Annotated in this window: 17 protein-coding genes; 9 read left to right on the top strand and 8 right to left on the bottom strand. The window is 31.6% G+C overall.

Annotation, left to right across the window (positions count from 1 at the left end):
* Position 1: 1 nt before the first annotated feature.
* Positions 2-928 carry a DUF368 domain-containing protein gene (locus FF125_RS06575; protein WP_138949012.1) on the bottom strand — a complete coding sequence of 309 codons (927 nt, stop codon included), beginning with the start codon at positions 926-928 and terminating at the stop codon, positions 2-4.
* Between the two features lie 142 nt (positions 929-1,070).
* Here FF125_RS06575 and FF125_RS06570 point away from each other — a divergent pair, with 142 nt between their 5' ends.
* From FF125_RS06570 to FF125_RS06560, 3 genes are read left to right on the top strand one after another with little or no spacing between them, the layout of a single operon-like run.
* Entirely contained in the window at positions 1,071-1,793 is a 723-nt protein-coding gene (locus FF125_RS06570; RefSeq protein WP_117884439.1) for a glycosyltransferase family 2 protein, read from the top strand.
* Positions 1,790-2,428, top strand: a complete 639-nt coding sequence (locus FF125_RS06565; protein ID WP_138949011.1) for a lipid-A-disaccharide synthase N-terminal domain-containing protein — start codon at positions 1,790-1,792, stop codon at positions 2,426-2,428. Before FF125_RS06570 ends, FF125_RS06565 begins: the two co-directional genes overlap by 4 nt.
* A gap of 51 nt (positions 2,429-2,479) precedes the next feature.
* Positions 2,480-4,108 (top strand): ArnT family glycosyltransferase, encoded by a 1,629-nt coding sequence (locus FF125_RS06560; protein WP_138949010.1) that lies wholly within the window; start codon positions 2,480-2,482, stop codon positions 4,106-4,108.
* Here FF125_RS06560 and FF125_RS06555 read toward each other — a convergent pair.
* Complete coding sequence (locus FF125_RS06555; RefSeq protein WP_250629698.1) at positions 4,105-5,490, bottom strand: tetratricopeptide repeat protein; 1,386 nt, start codon at positions 5,488-5,490, stop codon at positions 4,105-4,107. The genes FF125_RS06560 and FF125_RS06555 overlap by 4 nt on opposite strands.
* A gap of 161 nt (positions 5,491-5,651) precedes the next feature.
* Between FF125_RS06555 and pyrR the strand changes: the two genes are divergently transcribed.
* Genes pyrR through FF125_RS06530 form a run of 5 tightly spaced genes read left to right on the top strand, consistent with a single transcriptional unit; the run spans position 5,652 to position 8,803 of the window.
* Positions 5,652-6,194, top strand: coding sequence for a bifunctional pyr operon transcriptional regulator/uracil phosphoribosyltransferase PyrR (gene pyrR / locus FF125_RS06550; protein ID WP_117884433.1), 543 nt, complete (start codon positions 5,652-5,654; stop codon positions 6,192-6,194).
* Position 6,195: 1 nt separating this feature from the next.
* Complete coding sequence (locus tag FF125_RS06545) at positions 6,196-7,125, top strand: aspartate carbamoyltransferase catalytic subunit (RefSeq protein ID WP_138949009.1); 930 nt, start codon at positions 6,196-6,198, stop codon at positions 7,123-7,125.
* Positions 7,122-7,454, top strand: a complete 333-nt coding sequence (locus FF125_RS06540) for a ribonuclease Z (RefSeq protein ID WP_138949008.1) — start codon at positions 7,122-7,124, stop codon at positions 7,452-7,454. Before FF125_RS06545 ends, FF125_RS06540 begins: the two co-directional genes overlap by 4 nt.
* Positions 7,455-7,493: 39 nt before the next feature.
* A complete protein-coding gene (locus FF125_RS06535; protein WP_138949007.1) occupies positions 7,494-7,850 on the top strand; it encodes a T9SS type A sorting domain-containing protein in 357 nt (118 codons plus the stop codon).
* 2 nt (positions 7,851-7,852) lie between these two features.
* Positions 7,853-8,803 (top strand): ribonuclease Z, encoded by a 951-nt coding sequence (locus FF125_RS06530; protein WP_138952439.1) that lies wholly within the window; start codon positions 7,853-7,855, stop codon positions 8,801-8,803.
* Here the strand turns inward: FF125_RS06530 and FF125_RS21860 are convergent.
* The 6 genes from FF125_RS21860 to FF125_RS06500 form a co-directional block, all read right to left on the bottom strand.
* Positions 8,784-9,419, bottom strand: a complete 636-nt coding sequence (locus FF125_RS21860; protein WP_175418878.1) for a helix-turn-helix domain-containing protein — start codon at positions 9,417-9,419, stop codon at positions 8,784-8,786. The two genes, FF125_RS06530 and FF125_RS21860, sit on opposite strands and share 20 nt — an antisense overlap.
* 710 nt (positions 9,420-10,129) lie before the next feature.
* Entirely contained in the window at positions 10,130-13,363 is a 3,234-nt protein-coding gene (locus FF125_RS06520; RefSeq protein WP_138949005.1) for a T9SS type A sorting domain-containing protein, read from the bottom strand.
* 83 nt (positions 13,364-13,446) lie between these two features.
* Complete coding sequence (locus FF125_RS06515; RefSeq protein WP_138949004.1) at positions 13,447-14,064, bottom strand: hypothetical protein; 618 nt, start codon at positions 14,062-14,064, stop codon at positions 13,447-13,449.
* A 92-nt stretch (positions 14,065-14,156) separates the two neighbouring features.
* Positions 14,157-14,717, bottom strand: coding sequence for a hypothetical protein (locus FF125_RS06510; RefSeq protein WP_138949003.1), 561 nt, complete (start codon positions 14,715-14,717; stop codon positions 14,157-14,159).
* 60 nt (positions 14,718-14,777) lie between these two features.
* The gene (locus FF125_RS06505; protein ID WP_138949002.1) at positions 14,778-15,314 is read right to left on the bottom strand and encodes a hypothetical protein; all 537 of its coding nucleotides are present in this window, start codon (positions 15,312-15,314) and stop codon (positions 14,778-14,780) included.
* 295 nt (positions 15,315-15,609) lie between these two features.
* Positions 15,610-15,972, bottom strand: a complete 363-nt coding sequence (locus tag FF125_RS06500) for a CoA-binding protein (protein WP_138949001.1) — start codon at positions 15,970-15,972, stop codon at positions 15,610-15,612.
* Positions 15,973-16,141: 169 nt separating this feature from the next.
* Between FF125_RS06500 and FF125_RS06495 the strand changes: the two genes are divergently transcribed.
* Positions 16,142-17,737: an alanine/glycine:cation symporter family protein gene (locus FF125_RS06495; RefSeq protein WP_138949000.1), complete on the top strand. Its 1,596-nt coding sequence runs from the start codon at positions 16,142-16,144 to the stop codon at positions 17,735-17,737.
* Positions 17,738-17,752 lie beyond the last annotated feature (15 nt).

Below are 17,752 nucleotides of genomic sequence, written 5' to 3'. Positions count from 1 at the left end.
ATTATGCGACTTTCACTTTTGAAAATTTTTCTAATCCGTAAATTACTACAATACCTAAAATTGCCAACAAGCATGCCCAAACAATCTCAGGATTTCCGCCATAATTGAATGGTGAAATACTTTCTTCCATAAAAGGAACTTCCTCGCCATGAGAGTTTGTACGCCATGAAAGAATTTCTTTCCAAGGCCAAATTTTATTTAAGGAACCTGCAATAAATCCTGTTAACAATGCCAAGGTAACGTTTCTATATTTATCAAACAGCCATTTTAATACTCTTGAAAAGGCTAACAAACCAACAATAGCACCTACAGCAACTGTAAAAAGCGTTTTAAAGTCTCGTTCATCAATAGCCGTTATTACGGGCTTATAAGCACCAAGTAACAGAAGAATAAATCCTCCCGAAATACCAGGTAATATCATCGCACAAATAGCCAAAGCACCTGACATAAATAAAAACCAAGTAGAGGTGTCATGAGCGGCAACAGGTGGCAAAATTGTAATATAATAACCGATAGCTGTACCCAAAAATAAAACTGCCACTTTTAAAATATTCCATTCTTGAATTTGTTTTCCAACAAAAAACACAGATGCCAATACCAAACCGAAAAAGAAGGCCCATAATAAAACGGGTTCATTAATTAGTAAATATTTTATGAGTTTAGCTAAAGATAGAATACTAATTCCTATTCCCAACAAAAGTGCAAATAAAAAATTTCCATTTATCGCCTTCCATGCAGCTTTTACGCCTTCTTTTTTTAAAATTTTTAATGCATTCAAATTTATACTACTAATAGTATCTAACAACTCTTCATAAATACCAGATATAAAAGCAATGGTACCACCCGATACTCCTGGCACAACATCCGCGGCCCCCATAGCAATTCCTTTTAAAGTAATTGCAATATATTCTCTTAGACTCCTTTGCATAAATAATAAAAATTAGCCCCAAATATAGTTAAATTGTTTGGAGCTATTTTTTCAGAAGTCCTGTTATTTCATTTTTTAAATATTTGTACATTTGCAAAATCTAACTGGATTAAACCAGTCCACTATCTAAATCAATAAGCCTATGGAGTATAGAATGACTATTATCATTCCCGTTTTTAATGAAATTGACAATTTAGATAGGATATTCAGCACGTTTACTGATTATTTTTCAAAAAGTAAAACCAAAAGTAAAGTTCTCTTTATTGATGATGGATCAACAGATAAAAGTTTCGATAAAATTGTCGAAATATGTACTGACAACCCTGATTTTGAATTCCTTAAATTTAAGGAAAATTGCGGACTCAGTGCTGCAATTAAGGCAGGTATAGATCATATTGACACCCAGTTAATTGGTTATATTGATGCTGACCTTCAGACTACACCATACGATTTTGATATCTTGTTAGAAGATATTGATAATTACCAAGCTGTTATTGGGTTTCGAGGTAAAAGAAAAGATACCTTAAATAAAAAAATACAATCGTTAATTGCCAATAGTATTAGACGTGGTTTAATTAATGACGGTATTACAGATACAGGTTGTCCTCTAAAAGTAATCCATACTGAATCTGCTAAAAGAATTCCGTTTTTTAAAGGAATGCATCGTTTTATACCCGCATTAATACTGCTACAAGATGGTAAAATAAAACAAATTAAAGTACAGCATTTTGAGCGTATTGCAGGTCAATCTAAATTCAATATTTTTAACCGTTCTTTCAAAGCACTTCGTGATACTTTCGGATACAGATGGATGCGTAGAAGGTATATTAATTATACCATAGAAAAGTCAAAAATTGGTTCATGAGCGATTGGCTTTCATATAAGTACTTCGTTTACATAATAGGTTTTGCTGCTCAAATTTTATTTTCAGCTCGATTGTTATTACAATGGATTCAATCTGAAAAAGTAAAAAAAGTATTAACACCTGAACTGTTTTGGCAATTAAGTTTAATTGCTTCTTTTTTATTGTTTATTTATGGCTGGTTACGAGATGATTTTGCAATTATGCTCGGACAATCTTTAACCTATTTTATTTACATCAGAAATATGCAATTGCAAGGTTCTTGGAAAAAATTACCAATTTTTTTACGTGGTTTTTTATTTGCTTTTCCTTTTTTAATTGCTGTTTATTCATTTAACAATGATCAAATAGATATAGAACGTTTATTTAGAAATGAAGATATTCCTCTTAACTTATTAATATGGGGAAGCGTAGGACAAATAATTTTCACGCTACGTTTTGTATATCAATGGATCTATTCTGAGCGTAAAAAAGAATCAACACTCCCTTTTGGTTTTTGGCTTTTAAGCCTATTAGGTTCTTTAATGATTTTAAGTTATGCCATTATTAGAAGAGACCCTGTTTTGTTTATTGGCCAATTATTTGGGTTTGTCATTTATAGTAGAAATATTTTTTTACTGCTAAAGCAAGATAAATAAAAATCCTTTTTGGGTAATTCATTTTTAGAAGGTTAATTAAATTACATGTAAATGAAAAATAATTTTAATTTCAACATATTTATAATCATTGCTGCTGTTGCCCTTTTTATTAATGTGGGTTCATATGGTGTCCTAGAAAGCAGCGATGCTAGATACGCAGAAATTGGCAGAGCAATGTATGCCACAGGAGATTATGTTCATCCTAATTTATTAGATGTTCATCATTATCATAAACCTCCTTTTACCTATCAAATTACGGCATTGGGTTATGAAATATTTGGTGTTAATCCTTTTGGAGCACGGTTCTTTTTGCAGTTGGCTGTTTTATTGCAAATTTTATTAGTCTATAAATTGACCCTTTTACTTTTCAATACTAAAAAAACGGCCTTGTGGGCCTCTATTATTTATTTTACGTTTCCTTTGGTTTTAATTTCCTCACGAAACTTGACTACGGATGCTTTTTTAGCCACTTTTGCCTTATTGAGTATTTACAGTTGGGTGAAATATCGTAAAACGGGATTTTTAAAATGGTTGTATATTTTCACCATAAGTTTAGCTTTAGGTTTTTTAACGAAAGGCCCTGTTATATTTATCGTCCCTGTACTCTTTATTATATTTTACAATCGTACAGAAAAAGCAAAGCGAAAATTTTCTATACATCATATATTAGCATGGACCTTATTTCTAGGTATTGCATCTTCATGGTTTATCTATTTAGGTCTTCAAAACCCAGCTTTTGTAGATTATTTTTTAGGGAAACAAACGGCTGATCGGTTCTCTAAAAATGCCTTTGGAAGAACCGAACCGTTTTGGTATTTCTTAGCTTTTGCTCCAGTAGTGGGATTACCTTGGTTTTTAGCTCTACTCTATTTATTAAAAGACCAAAAGAGCCTATTTAAATTCAAAACATTGCATTTTGCCTTGTTAATTGCAGTGCTTATACCGTTGATATTCTTTTCAATATCCTCTTCAAAACGTATTTTATATATACTGCCATTATATAGTTTAATTGCTATTCTAACAGCTCATTTATTTTCAAAAATTGAAATAGGAAAAGTTAAAGTTGTAAACGGAATTATTTTGGGGTTTTCTAGTCTCATCACCTTAGCGTTTATCATTGCTCCATTTATTGATTTTGGTATTGATTTTCCGCTTTATTTAGCCATTGCTAGTGCCGTCATTTTAATACTAATTATTACTATCTATACTTCTAAAGTATTAGAAATAAAATCGAAACCTATATTCACTTCCTTGTTGATTGCTTTATTACTACTGATAAGTAGCTCTGTTATATTTTCTAAAAATGAGTTAAAAGTAAATGGTACCAGACCTATAACGGATTTTATACTTCAAGAAAATTTAAATGACAGAGCCATTTTAGTTTATAATACAAGAAAATCAGCTATTGCATTTGGCTTGAATAAATCTATTATTTCTTTATACGATGGTGACGAATCTTTAAATAGAGAAACCCAATTTGAAGAAGATTTAAATTGGAAAAAACACCTTATCAACCTGCAAAATCCTGATGAGTTCAATAGTTTACATGAAATTACTAAAAACCCAACAGTATTGTTAGTCTATAAAAAACAATTACCAGAAAAGTTACTTTGGTTGGAAAATAGCTACAACTCTAAAAAAGTGATTGGAAAATGGACTATTTATTATTCGAAACGTTAAGAAGTTGCTATTAAAACCCGAACAGCTTCTAAATCATATACGGAAGGATACAATTCTTTAATAATATGATGATAATCATAATCAATTTTTAAGGCCGCCTTAAGTAATGCTAAGCCCTCATTTTCTTTTTGACTTAGGATAAGTAATCCTGCCAAACGATATTCAATCTCAGCAAAATCCTCATATAATTTTTTAGCCCTCAATAACACTGCAATAGCATCATCAAAATCGCCAATAAATTGTAATATATCTGCTAAGGCTATAAAAATATCTAAGGTATAGTCTTCTAAATCTAAACATTTCTGAAAGCCTTTTGTTGCCTCTTCGTAAAAATTTAATTTTAGATTTATCTCAGCATAACGCATCCAATAAATTGAATTATCCTCATCTATTAATAATGCTTTATTAATAAAATAAAGTGCCTTTTGGTAATTCTTATTTTTAACATATAAATTGGTAAGGGCAAGCCATCCTTTATCTAACAAAGGATCTTCCTTTACCGTTATATTGTAATATTTAAGTGCTTGTTTGGTAACCCCCATTTGCTCATAGCAATTGGCAATTCTAAGATACGCAAATGATGTACCATCATCCAAGCTAATCGTCAATTGATAATTGGCTATAGCTTCTTCAAACCTTCCTAATTCCTCAAGCGTTTTTGCTTTTTCCAGATAGGCTCCGATAAAATATTCGTCAATTAAAATAGAATAATCAAATGCACTTAGTGCCTCTGAAAAATTATCCATCATAAAGTACTGGCGACCTAACTGATGCCAAGCGATTTCACTATACGGATCTTTCTCTATATAATTTAGTAAATAATCAATAGCTTCTTTATGCTGATCTAGCATATCAAAACAATAAATTACATTATATAAAGCTGAATAGTCATCAAATTCAACTTCCAAACATTTGGCAAAATTTAATCGAGCTGTATCAAAATCTTCCATATACAAATACTCCATGCCTATCATAGAATAAACATCAGCTTCATCTTCGGTATATAAAAGTGCTTGATTCAACGCCAAGATAGCATCTATATGCTTGTCTTTTTTAGACAACAAACTGGCTTTATGAAGAAAAACTTGATCGTTTAAAGGCTCAATTTCTTCCAATTCAATTAATAACTCTTCTGCCCTATTAATTTTATCTTCATATAAGAGCACCTCAACAAAGGCCAATTTTAAAGCTACAGAATCAGGATGTTGTCTCAACCCTAAATCTAAAGCCTTTTTAGCCAATGACATCTTACCAACATTCATATAGTGTATAATAATTTCTTCAAATTCAGTTGAATCGAAAAAATATACGCTATTTGTTTTCAACATTGATTCAAATTTTGATAATGGAATTTCATCATCATCATTTTGAAATGCGTGCATATAATCAGGTTTTCTTATGAATTTAAAATTACTCCAAACTCTTTTTTTATCAGGCGTAGAGCCTAAATGTTGTTAACAAATTAATTAACACGTTATAAACCGTTTTTTTTATTAAAAAAAAATGTATTTTTGTGCTACAATCAAAGGCTCGCACTGCTCTAATGGCAAAGAAGACATTACTTAACGCAAAAGATATTCACATCATCCTACATCGCTTGGCCTGTCAGCTCATTGAAAATCATAACGATTTTAAGGACACAGTATTAATTGGTTTGCAACCAAGGGGTATTTTTCTTGCCAAGAGATTAAAAGAAATTTTACAGAATGATTATAACATCTCTAATATTAAACTGGGACAGCTAGATATTACTTTTTATCGTGATGATTTTAGACGTAGAGATGAACCTTTGGCTGCTAGTAATACAACTATTGACTTTATTGTTGAGGACAAAAATGTGGTTATTATCGATGATGTTTTGTTTTCAGGTAGAAGTGTGCGATCAGCATTAACGGCTCTGCAGTCATTTGGACGACCAGAATCTATAGAATTGTTAGTATTAATAGACAGAAGATTTAGTAGACATTTACCCATACAACCTAACTATAAAGGAAGACAAGTAGATGTTATTAATTCAGAAAAAGTAAAAGTATCTTGGCTCGAAAATGATAAAAAAGATGCCGTTTACTTATTAAGCAATAATTAAAATGAAAGCGTTAAGCACAGAGCATTTATTAGGAATCAAATATCTCAAAAATGAAGATATTAATCTAATTTTTGAAACAGCAGACCATTTTAAAGAAGTCATAAATAGACCCATTAAAAAAGTTCCTTCACTGCGAGATATTACGATTGCCAACTTGTTTTTTGAAAACAGTACACGAACTAAATTATCTTTTGAACTTGCCGAGAAAAGGCTTTCTGCAGATATAATTAACTTTTCAGCCAGTCAATCTTCAGTAAAAAAAGGAGAAACTCTTATTGACACTGTAAACAACATTCTTTCCATGAAAGTTGATATTGTTGTTATGCGGCATCCCAATGTTGGTGCAGGTGTATTTTTATCGAAACATGTTGATGCTCGAATTATAAATGCCGGTGATGGTGCTCACGAACATCCAACACAAGCCTTATTAGATAGTTATTCTATAAAAGAAAAATTAGGCACGGTTAAAGGTAAAAAAATAGTCATTATTGGTGATATTTTACACTCAAGAGTCGCCTTATCAAATATTTTTGCCTTACAATTACAAGGAGCTCAAGTAAAAGTTTGTGGTCCCACAACATTAATACCAAAACATATTACAAGTTTAGGTGTAGAAGTTGAGACGAATTTAAAAAAGGCATTGGAATGGTGTGATGTAGCTAACGTTTTACGCGTACAGCATGAGCGTATGGATATTAAATACTTTCCTTCTATTAGAGAGTACACACAACTTTTCGGCATAAATAAGCAACTGCTAGATAGTCTTGGCAAGAAAATTGTAATAATGCATCCAGGACCTATTAACAGAGGTGTAGAAATTACAAGTGATGTTGCTGATTCAGACCAGTCAATTATCTTAAATCAAGTAGAAAATGGTGTTGCAATTCGCATGGCTGTTATCTATTTATTAGCTCAACAAATAAAAAAATGATTATAGAAAAAACAGATATAGCGACTGTTATTAGAAATGAAAAATTATCAATTCTAGATTTTTTTTCGAATTTCTCAAAAAATTATGCTAAATTTAAAAATGAGAATCTCATTCTTGATTTTTCTAAGTCTAAAGGGGTAGATAAAGAAAATATCTTGTTATTTTTGCCGATTGTAAAACAGCATAAAAATAATGGCAGGTCTATTGTTATTATTTTAAATGAAATTGAGGCAGATAACTTCCCCGATGAAATTATTGTTGTGCCTACACTCGTTGAAGGTATTGATATTATAGAAATGGAAAATATTGAACGGGACTTAGGTTTTTAATATAAAATGGGAATAATTAAATAAAACTTTAAATAGCTTATGGTTAAAAAACTACTTTTATTACTTTTATTGGTTTCACTTTCTTCAGCGGTTGTAGCACAACAGCAGAAAAAAAATAGCGGTACCCAAGATTCGGTGACTGCTCTTAAAGAAATTGTGGCCTCACCCAACCCTTTTAGCGTTACAACTAAAATTAAATTTCAAGCAGCAGCTGTTTTTGAAATATTATTTTCAGTTAAAGACCTAATAGGAAACGTAGTTTATTCTCAAAAGTATACTACAAAAGTTGGTGCGAACTCAATTCCCTTCTATAGAGACAAATTAGATTCGGGAATTTACATCTATTCATTAAAGACAAATACTGAAATTAAATCTAAACGTATTGTTATAAAGTGAGCATTAGTTTGACCATATTAGGCTGTCATTCAGCCACACCAAGAACATTTGCACATCCAACATCACAATATTTAGAAATTAATAACAGACGGTTTTTAATTGATTGTGGTGAAGGAACTCAGGTGCAATTGCGAAAATATAAAATTAAATTTTCGACCATTGGTCATATCTTTATTTCTCATTTACATGGTGATCATTTTTTCGGACTCATAGGCTTAATTTCAACATTTGGGCTATTAAATCGTAAAAATGATTTACATATTTATGCCCCTACTGGGTTAAAAGAGATTATAATGTTACAATTGAAAACCAGTAACTCTTGGCCTCAGTTTGAGATAATATTTCATGAGCTTAATAGCCCTAATAGTGAACTCATTTTTGAAGATGACAAAATGGAAGTATATACAATTCCATTAGAACATCGTGTGTATACCAATGGCTATTTATTCAAAGAAAAAGTTGGTGAAAGAAAATTAAACATGAACGCCATTAAAAAACATTCTGAAATTGAAATTTGTGATTATCAGAATTTAAAATATGGTAAAGATTTTGTAAAAGCTGATGGTCAAGTAATAACTAATGAGCAACTTACATTTAACCCAAATAAACCACTCAGCTATGCTTTTTGTAGCGACACCGTTTACAAACCAGAGATAACTTCAATAATAAAGAAGGTTGATTTGTTATACCATGAATCAACTTTTTTAAAAGACAGACAAGAAACTGCTGTTAGAACGAAACACTCCACTGCAGAAGAAGCAGCTAAAATAGCCAAAGAAGCAAAAGTAGGTCAATTGATACTTGGTCATTATTCTAGTAGATATGAAGATCTCAATCTATTTAAAGAGGAAGCGGAAACTGTTTTTGACAATGTGACATTGGCAAAAGAAGGAAAAACGATTAAAATTGATAGTAAAATTCCCGATGAGCTAATTATTGCTCATCAAAATTAAGCACTGATTTTTTATACTGCACGGGGGTTATACCTGTATGCTTTTTAAATGCCGAATAAAATGTAGATTTAGAATTAAAACCCGATTCCATTCCAATACTTAATATTTTATAGTTTGCATACTCTACATCTTTTAAAAGTTCTTTTGCTTGATTTACACGATAATCATTGATATAATCGGTAAAACTGGTTTTATTTCCTTTATTTATAATTGATGATAGAAAACTTGTGCTAATTTTTAACTCTTCAGCTAAAGATTCTAAACTCAACTTTGCATCTGTAAATTTTTTGGTATTATTAATATAACTATCGATTTCTATAAATTGAGCCTGTTGTTTTTTGTCATCAACACCATCTTCATTACGTATTTTAACAGGTTGATTTACAGCTATCCGGCTTCTTATTTGGTTTCTAATGAATATTCTATTATTTACAAATCGCAGTTGATTAGTACCATGATAGCCCAACCAATATATTAGAATCGATATACTAATTCTTATAGGGTCATAATATTTTGATGGATTAAATTTTGAAAGTTCGTGACTCTTATAAAGAGCAATTATCCACAATAAAACCAACCCCATAGAGAAAAAAAGAAAAAACTTAATCCAATTCAAATTGTCAAAATTTAAGATATAGAGAAGTTCTTTTTTATAAGTAAAAATGATATAAACCGAATAATAAAAAATTGAAATACTATATACAAATATGACGGTCTCTTCAATTAAATTGTATTGATTAATAAAACCATCAATATATACTTGGCTATAATCATGAGTATTTAAATAGATCAATAAAACTAGTCTTGTTATTACGGCCACTGCAAATAGAACAATTGAAAATACAAGGAAAAATTTATACCTTTTGTTAAATTTCAAGTAATTGATCAAAAACAAATAAAACATGGGTACTAAAAAAAAGTACCAAGGAATTTGCATGTACTTTATATAAAAATTGCTGGAAATAAAATTCTTATTTATCAACCATGCCTGTAAATTATTAGCTGAAAGAAAAAAAACTGTCAGGTTTAAAAACAGTATTGCTTTGTTTGATAATTTATTTTTAAAAAAGGTAATTATGTTAAATAAAAATCCCTGAATGACACCGGCAATAAGAAGTATGTTCAACAAGTTAAAACCGTTGGATTGCATATTTTGATTGGTACCAAGGAATAATAAATTATTTCTTTCTAAGTTAGCGACAAATTAAAACTCCTAATTATAAGCATTAAAGATATACCAAATTCATTTAAAAACATACAAATCCAATAGAAAAAACCGCTTCAAAGATTGTAGCGGTTTTTAAATAATCACTTATTTTAGAGTTCTTAATCGATAATAATTTGATGTGTTTCCTCATTCTTACCTTTTAATATTTTTAAAATATACACCCCGGTTCGAAATCCCGAAATATTAATTGCTGTTAAATTTTCTAATTTACCCTTAGCAATTTGTTTTTTACTTATATTATAGATTTCATAAGCATACATCTCTTTAGGCCTCCATGAAATAGCACCTTTTTCAATTGTATTTACTTTTTCAATTGTCAATATATCAGAAACAGGATTTGGATATACAGAAAATGCTTTATTACCGCAAGGCATAACACCAACACCCAAATCTACCCAATCTGACCATCCACAGGCATTATGGGCTTTTACCTTGATAATCGGATTGCTTGATATTGGTCGAATACTAACAACAGAATTGTTATTTGAATCATTAGAATTATAGGTTATGATTGCACCGCTTACATTCCATTGCCAATCGTCTATATCTTCATCAAAATCATGTTTTACTTGAATATAGTTGGGTTGAGCATCGCACAATACATATATTGGAGCATTGGTATTAGGCGTTCTTAACCGAATATCTAAAGGTAAGATTACTTTTAAAGCTATATTCTTTGTAATACTCGTGTAAGGCATAACTGCTTTTACATAAGCACCTGAAGAATTTGGTGAACCAACTGGCTTTACCGTTACACTTGTACTGGTCGAGCTTATAACTTGTAATTGTGATGATACCTGCCAGTTAATTGTACCTGACACTTTACAAGGGTCTATAGTATAAGTTTCCGTTTCACCGGCACATAAATTATTGTTTCCGCTGATATCACTATTTTTTAAATAAACGGTTGGTGGCTGAGGAACTTTATCTAATTCTTTGAAGAACCACTCCACGCTTTTATCATTAAAACTGGTGTGCTGCGTATTTTCAACCTCACCATAATAGCTGTCAAAATAAGTTTCATTTGTACACACAAGATTACGATTTAATGGATTGTTCCAATTCTGATTTGGATTTTTGTGTGCTATTGCTGAGAAAGTCGGGATAAAAGAACCAAATCTAGAATTTTTTATGGATTCCAATCTTGTAGTTTTCTCATCAAAGAATAATCCAATGCCCCAATCATTAACATAAAAGCCTAAATTCATTCCCATAGTACTCACACCCCAATCCCCATCGAAAGATTCACCCATTATAGCAGTGTGTATTTCATCATAAGCATTAAAAAAGCCTCCAGGGACAATATCCATAGTGCCTCTTGAATTTATATTTGGTGAACGCGTGGTTCTATCATTAAAACCTTTTTTAAAACGTGCAATTCTTTCATCCGCCCCATTATATGGCATTATATGAGATTCCATACTTGCTGTATGAACATCCCAACACCCAATAACACATACCTTATTGAACCCTCTAATATTAACAGTCTGTGTACTGTTGGCGTCGTACGCACCAAAAACGTTTCCCGTTGCGTTATCTTTAAGGTCTTTAGAACCTGTAAGCGAACCATTTACTAAAGCTATTTTCCTTAAGTTTTGTGGATAACCATCCGAACCTTCCAAACCATTATTTTGTAGGTTATTATAATAGTTACGATAAAATTCCGAGCCATCATCACTTGGAAAACCCTGACTAGCTACTCTTCCATTCAAGTTGTCTTGATTGACCAGATGATAATTCCCCCCACTTTGTTGATGAAACTCAATTAGTTGTTGTCTAGCTGCTACCGAGCCCAATTGTTTTTCATAAAATTCAGTAGCTTTATCATTTCCATCTTCTTTTAATAAATTCAATAGAGCTTGGGCACCCATCGGTATGTTAGCCCCTAGATGTGGACTATCTACACTTACCCATAGTCGCGTCCTATGTGGCATTTGATTCTTTTCCATGTATGCCAAGGCATAACGACTTATTTGTCCTCCCATACTTGGACCAACAATAACTAACTCTTCATTACTCCCATTGGTGGCCAAGGCAGTGTTTATATGTTGGATAAGACTAACCAAGTTTAAACCATTACGCTCAATATAGTCAGCACCTCCATCAATAAGATTCCAACCCGGTTGTGTACAGCGGTTGTTTTCTTCGTCATAAAGGTCCGTGCGTATGGCGTGCGGTGCTGCTACCTGCACACAGTAGTTCGTATTATTAACGATGATAACGTCATATCCTTTTAATCTCAATTCTTCTATTAATTCCTTCCTTATTCCAAAACTATCATAATACAACATTACATCTTCAACCGCCCTATCTTTTCCTTCCCTGTAAAAATCATAATCGCAACGCAGTATTTTTCTTTTATCTTGAGGGTCAAAGCCATCAATAATTATAAGGGGCTTATTTAATACTTTATCGTTATTATTTTTATCGTAAAAAATACGATAATCACTCCTCCCATTAAACGCGAATGATTCTTCATAACCTTTAAATGAATAGTCGGAAATAATAAAGTGGTCATCTTTTAATCTGTCGGTATCGCAGTTTACATTAGCTAACTTCTTAAACTGCCCAGAAGCGTATTTTAGCTTTAATTTAGCCTTAGTTGTAACAACATTATTATCCTTATAGGTAATATTAAAAATTATAGTAAGCTCTCCTTCCTGCGATGGTCTATACAGTATAGATATTTGTTGCTTTTTTAGATTATAATCATTGATCAAGATATGTTGTTTACCGTTACCAAAATCAGCTTTAAGGGTTTTTATCTGTTTATTTTCATTTGCTTTATTAAAAAACAGGTCATTTTTTATATTAAAGGTAATACTATTACCAACTACTTTATTTTTCATAGCCGCTATAACCGTGGTGTGAAAAGGAAAAAAGCTGGGCTTCTCTTTTATCTGGCTAAATTTTTGGGTATTTGCATCAAATAACAATCCTCCTTTATTAGGTTCTTTTTCGTTATAATTCAATATGTCAAAGTCGGCATTTAGTATGGCAATATCGACTTCATTTTTAGCTACGGTATTGTAGATGCGTTCTTTTAAACCGTTTGCAGACACAAACATAGTTTGATTACTTGCCCGATGTAATTCACTCATGGCTTGTACCATATACTCTTTGGTTGCTGTGTTAAATTCCTTTGATTTATTGAAATTATATAAATTGGCATAGGGTGTAACACGTTCGTAAATTATGCCAGAGTTTACAGAAGATAGGTCAATGTTTGACAACCGATGGTCCAAGCTCTCTTTTTTATCAATTGGGACAATTTGTGCTTCTGATATTATCCCAATTAGAAATACGATACTGAGAAGTAGTTGTTTTTTCATAATTTTGTAATGTTTAAATGATTAATAATAAGATTTATTGATCTATTGAATTGGCGGTTGTTGGTAGCAACTGCCTTTTTTTTTTACGGAAACTTTGTGTCAGGTAAAGTACTCCAGTTGATATCGAAGCGTCCATCGGTTATTTCTACAGTATTCGTTCCACCTTCTTCAGTTAAAATACCCGAAAAAGTACCCGAAAGAATTCTATTATCAATGTCATATTTAGATATTATTACTGATCCTGAATTTTCGGTAGAACCGTACCATTTAAAACCACCTGATCTATAGTCATAGGCTCTGACATATAAATGTGTGTAACCAGGACTATCTATGCCATCTTCGAAATTAGATACTTTAAATAAATATTCCCCTTCTTCATTTTGTGCCAAATCGTGAACGTGTAAAACAAAAAAATTGATAGGTCTGCCACCTTGAAAATTACCTACGTCTAAATCATGAGAAATATAATTTGGACCTGTACCTGTACCTGTCAATTGCAACCCCTTAGCTCCACTGAAACCGTCTAAAGTTCCAGTGCCATCCCTAGGATAAAACAGCTTACCATCTATATAACAGCCAAAAGTATTTTCACCAGTTTGAGTAATGGTCGGTAGCATAAAATCTTCATCATCACTGCATGAGCCAGATGTGAACAAAACAAGTGCTAATAATAGCATCATAAACTTTTTTAGATTCTTCATAATATTTATTTTAGAATTACATTATAAAATTAGTAAGTTGTATTTAATAAAAATCCGTAAACATCCAATTTGGATAATATCGGACAACCTTTTTATAATTTAAACCGTACCCCAATATTTATCAAGCCCTCATCTGTCTCCAGCCCTGATGAAAAAATGAACCCTACTACTTCTTCTGTTTTTTCATTCCCAAAACGGTAAGTTTCAAGGGAAAGAGATACTACTAACTTGGGACTTACATCATATAGTAAACCTACAGAAGTGTTTAAATTAAAATAAGTTTTATGCTTACTAGCGGTTAAATTATAAACTTCGATTACCTCTTCTTTTACTGTTATGTTTAAGGCTGGACCGGCAGCCACAAAATAGTTTAATCCATTAAAAAATAGTTTACCTCCAAATTTGTAATTTATAGGTACTTTTAAAACCTCCCCTTCATACAAAAAAGTCGTGGAGGGTATACTAAAAAAACTACCATAACCAGCTGCAAAATGGTCAATTCCAGTTTTAAAATATTTAACTCTAATGGTGAAACTACTTTTCTTTGTTAAAGAATATTCAGCTCCAATTCCAAAATGAATTTGGGTTTTTGAATTCACTTCATTATTTCCATATTCAACTAATAAAAACGAAGTTTTACTTGAATTAACCATACTATCTGATTGTGAATAGGAGTTAATTGAAAATATTAAGTAAAATAAATAATCGTTTCTTTATTTCCGCTTTTTAAAATTCCATTGTACAATAATCCCAGTATTAAAAACAGAGTTAACCGAATTGAAATTCTCCTCAAATTTTAATCCTAAGGAAATAAGATCATTAAATTTATACCTAACTCTAGCAGATACAGGTAAACCTATTGTATTCCTTGGACTATCAATCAATATACTTTCATCACCTTCCCAATGATACCTAGTTGATTTAAATGAAAAATATCCGATGCCAGCATGTGCATCAATTATAAATTTACGCCCCATAGAAAACTCTCTACCATATAATAAATTTAAAGAATAGAAATTATCGTGATTATCAAAAAAATTCACTTCGCTACCCGTGGTAGCCGAAAAAGTAAATAAATTACTTTTGTAAGCGAAACTTAATTCTCCGTTTATTACCAGACCAGATGTACTATTATCAAAATAAATCCCAGGAGAGATGGCCATTGAATTCAAATGAAAAGATTCGCCGTTGTTTTGAGACAATAACGATAATGGAAATACAAGAAATAAAACAACAATTAAATACTTCATAAAGTTCTTTTTTAAAATTATACAATAAAACTACAGAACTGTATTTCAAAAAAGTCCGAAATTATCGTTTGAAGATAAATTCGGACATATTTATTATAAGTAAAATAAAAAAGTCTGACATTGGAAGACCGAAGAATAAAACAAGATATTCAAAATTGAGTATGAAAAGACCAGAAGACTGAGGACTTAAAAATTTTAAGTTTGAAATAAGTATTCTAATAAAAAGATATGTTTAAAAAAAACACAAAGATAAAACTGAAACTATTTAACTCGAAGCTCGTGACCTTCTGACCTCTTAATATGCATCAACAGACAACATTACTAAAGTACATGCTACTTCAGCTTTAATATTATTCTTTGTTAACAATTCAACAAACTCCTCATTTTCAGCACCAGGGTTAAATATTACCCGTTTAGGTTTTAACGATATAATATAATTATAATACTCTGTTTGCCTTCTTGGGTTCAAATATAAAGTAACCGTATCAATGTCTTTAAAATCGGGCTTATCTGTTTCAATTGGAACTGGCCCCACTGACCCACTTCTTAATCCAATCGCTCTTACTTCAATATCTTTTTCTAAAAATCTTTTGATGGCTACATAAGAATACCTGCTGGGTTTGGTAGAAGCACCAAGGACTAATGTTTTTTTACTCATAAATTAGATTTGGCATTTAGTTTAAATTTTATGCTATAATATACAACTTTTTTCCATATTTAAATTGGTACCTGTTGAAGTAATAATAATTTTTACTCTTAAAACTTTCATTAACTCCATTTTTTTTAAGATATTGCAGATTAAATTATAAAAATCAACTCCATTTATTATGAATAAAAAGCTACTAAACTTTATATTTTTGTTAACTCCAATTGCCATTTTTGCACAAGAAGGTGTAGATGAAAAAATTGATCGCATTTTTGGTAATGCTACGGGTTGGTTTGTTGAGTTCATTTTTTATCAAATCCCTTTTACTGATCAAATTTCAGTCTATTGGGTATTATTCCCACTTATACTTGGTGCTACTTATTTTACTTTCTATTTTAATCTTATAAATGTTCGAGGTTTTTGGACTTCAATTAATATTGTTAGAGGAAAGTACGACGACCTTGAAGAGAGAAAAAATCATAAGGTTGAAATGGCTAAACTAGAATTTACGGATGAAGAAGATAATCCTGATACCATAAGAGTTGAAGGCCATGAAGGAGAAGTATCTCACTTTCAAGCGTTGACTGCGGCTCTTTCAGCGACTGTCGGGTTAGGTAATATTGCTGGTGTCGCTATAGCCGTTTCTATTGGTGGTGCTGGTGCTACCTTTTGGATGATTGTTGCCGGACTTTTAGGTATGGCTTCAAAATTTGTTGAATGTACACTTGGTGTTAAATATAGAGATATTGAAGCCGATGGTACTGTATATGGCGGACCGATGTACTATTTAACCAAAGGACTTAAATCGAAAGGTCTTGGTGGTTTAGGTAAAGTATTGGCTGGAGTTTTTGCCGTATTTGTAATTGGCGGATCCTTTGGTGGTGGTAATATGTTTCAAGTAAATCAGGCTTTTCAACTCGTTGAAAATATTACTGGTGGTGATGCCTCTTTTTTACATGGTAGAGGATGGTTGTTCGGAATTGTAATGGCTGTTCTTGTAGGAATTGTAATAATCGGAGGGATTAAAAAAATAGCAAAGGTTACAGATAAAATTGTTCCTTTTATGGTTGTAATTTATGTTACAGCTTCTTTATTCGTTATCATCGCTAATTACGATATGATTGGTGCCGCATTTATGCAAATATTTAATGGTGCCTTTAGCCCTGAAGGGGTTGCTGGTGGTGCAATAGGTGTTTTAGTGCAAGGATTTAGACGTGCAGCTTTCTCAAATGAAGCTGGTGTTGGTTCTGCTTCAATTGCCCATTCAGCAGTTAAAACAAAATATGCAGCATCTGAAGGTATGGTTGCATTATTAGAACCTTTTATCGACACTGTAGTTGTGTGTACTATGACTGCTTTAGTACTAATTATCACAGGAAATGTAACTGCTGAAAACGCTTCTTTAAATGACGCTCAAGCTATTTTACTAACCTCTGGAGCTTTTGAATCTGCAATATCGTGGTTTCCTTATGTTCTAACTATTGCCGTTGTATTATTTGCTTTTAGCACAATGATCTCATGGTCATATTATGGATTTCAAGGTTGGGCTTACCTTTTTGGAAGATCAAAAAAGATGGAATATGTTTACAAACTATTATTCTGTATTTTTGTAGTAATTGGTTCTGCTGCTAGTCTTGGATCAGTAATAGGTTTTTCAGATGCAATGATATTTGCTATGATGGTTCCAAATATGATTGGATTGATAATTTTAGCTCCAAAAGTAAAACAAGAATTAAATAAATACCTTGCAGCAATCAAGTCAAGAAAAGAAAGTTAATAGTATAAAAACAAT

The sequence above is a fragment of the Aureibaculum algae genome (genome assembly GCF_006065315.1).
Classification (GTDB): domain Bacteria; phylum Bacteroidota; class Bacteroidia; order Flavobacteriales; family Flavobacteriaceae; genus Aureibaculum; species Aureibaculum algae.
The sequence above is the reverse complement of the archived record's forward strand: the minus strand, read 5'-3'. Positions and strand labels throughout refer to the sequence as shown.